Here is a 1,742-nt window from a genome sequence, read left to right as displayed (position 1 = left end):
GACTCCTGACTCCTGACTCCTCTATTCTCTATGACTTATTGCCTCAGAATTGCTGATTTACCAGAAAATGAACGTCCCCGTGAGAGATTAATGACCCACGGACCGAAAATATTAGCAACTGCTGAGTTAATAGCCATTCTTCTGGGTACTGGTCAAGGTCATGGTAAACTTTCTGCGGTTGGTTTGGGGCAATATATATTACAGGAATTAGGGCAAAATCAGCGTGACCCTCTGGCAGCTTTACGAGAAGTTACTCCGGCTGAATTAATGGAAATCCCCGGTGTGGGTCCGGCTAAAGCTACAACTATTTTAGCCGCAATTGAATTAGGCAAACGGGCTTTTTTATCCCGTCCCTCCGATGGGACTGTAATTGATAGTCCATTGGCTGCGGCAGCAACTCTAAGTCAAGACCTGATGTGGCAAAACCAAGAGCGTTTCGCTGTGTTATTGTTAGATGTAAAGAATAAATTTTTAGGAACAAAAATCATCTCTATCGGTACTGCAACGGAAACTTTAGCTTCCCCCCGTGATATTTTTCGGGAGGTAATTCGTCATGGTGCAACGCGGGCAATTGTCGCCCATAATCACCCTTCTGGTAATCTTGAACCTAGTGAAGCTGATATTGAATTAACACGTCAATTATTAGCCGGGGCGCAACTTTTAAGTATTCCCCTTTTAGATCATTTGATTTTAGGTAATGGCACTCATCAAAGTTTGCGAGAAATTACAACTTTGTGGGATGATTGTCCCCAGGGTGATTGATGACATTATCTCTTGTAGGGTGCGTCAGACCCAATAATTTAGCAAACAACAGATTTTCTCTATCTGACGCACCGCACTAATATTAAGATTCCCAAAGCCTTACATTTATCTGTGAAGTTCGCGATCGCCATAAATAAATATAAGCTAGAAATCGACATTTCTAAAATGGCACTTTATTTTCTTTAGTAATTCTAATCAAAAATCGTAAAGCTTCATTAACAGATTCAGCATTAGGAAACAATTCAGCCACATCTGCATCTAATTTAATGATGATATCACCAAATTTTTTACGTTTAGCTCCCATTCTTCTAACTTTTAAACTTTTTAAATCATATTCATCTCTTAGTTCATCTTCCATTGTTTTAACCCTCTTGATAAGCTTGTAATTCTTGTTTTGTCACTTGTTTAGCACTAATAATTCTAATTTTATCCCTTCTTTCTGTATAAGAAACCAACAAAATCCGACTTTTTGATGATTCTCCTATGATAATATAACGATGTTCGTCTTCGGAATGATCGGGATCATAAAAATCAACATAGAGTGGATCATCGAAAACTGTTTGAACTTCTTCAAATGAAACATTATGTTTAAATAAATTAGATTTTCCTTTTTGTTTATCCCATTCAAATTCCATAGATATAATTAAATTTTAAACACATTGATTGTAACTTTATCACAAGCGATCGCTATAATAATTTAGGACTTACGCACTGTACAAATTAATCATGATCTGCTTTCACCAAAAATAGGTTGTTTCGGGTTGCAGCTAATTATATTTTTACCGTTCAACTAACCGTGGGGTAAGGGTTTAGCAGTGCTAAACCCCTACAATAGATGTAGCTTTCCCACTACACATATTTGGTATTTTCTGTCAATGCGTAATTCCTATAATTATGTAGGGTTTGCTGAAAAAGTCTTTTCATTAAGGCTAGGAGTCAGGAGTCAGCACTTCGGCTACGCTCAGTGACCGGAGTCAGGA

3 protein-coding genes are annotated in these 1,742 nt (G+C 37.7%); 1 reads left to right on the top strand and 2 read right to left on the bottom strand.

The window, feature by feature from the left end; genetic code table 11:
- Nucleotides 1-30 precede the first annotated feature (30 nt).
- Nucleotides 31-762 (top strand): RadC family protein, encoded by a 732-nt coding sequence (gene radC, locus VB711_RS10545; protein ID WP_323285894.1) that lies wholly within the window; start codon nucleotides 31-33, stop codon nucleotides 760-762.
- A gap of 160 nt (nucleotides 763-922) precedes the next feature.
- Here the strand turns inward: radC and VB711_RS10540 are convergent, their stop codons facing one another.
- Nucleotides 923-1,120, bottom strand: a complete 198-nt coding sequence (locus tag VB711_RS10540; protein ID WP_323285892.1) for a hypothetical protein — start codon at nucleotides 1,118-1,120, stop codon at nucleotides 923-925.
- Nucleotides 1,121-1,124: 4 nt separating this feature from the next.
- A complete protein-coding gene (locus VB711_RS10535; RefSeq protein ID WP_323285890.1) occupies nucleotides 1,125-1,397 on the bottom strand; it encodes a BrnT family toxin in 273 nt (90 codons plus the stop codon).
- Nucleotides 1,398-1,742: the final 345 nt, after the last annotated feature.

Origin of the sequence: Cronbergia sp. UHCC 0137 (assembly GCF_034932285.1) — a bacterium.
GTDB lineage: Bacteria > Cyanobacteriota > Cyanobacteriia > Cyanobacteriales > Nostocaceae > Cronbergia.
The sequence above is the reverse complement of the archived record's forward strand: the minus strand, read 5'-3'. Positions and strand labels throughout refer to the sequence as shown.

Excerpts from the sequence above, each read along its gene's own strand:
- radC (WP_323285894.1), top strand. The coding sequence starts at position 31 with ATGACTTATTGCCTCAGAATTGCTGATTTACCAGAAAATGAACGTCCC.
- VB711_RS10540 (WP_323285892.1), bottom strand. The coding sequence starts at position 1,120 with ATGGAAGATGAACTAAGAGATGAATATGATTTAAAAAGTTTAAAAGTT.
- VB711_RS10535 (WP_323285890.1), bottom strand. The coding sequence starts at position 1,397 with ATGGAATTTGAATGGGATAAACAAAAAGGAAAATCTAATTTATTTAAA.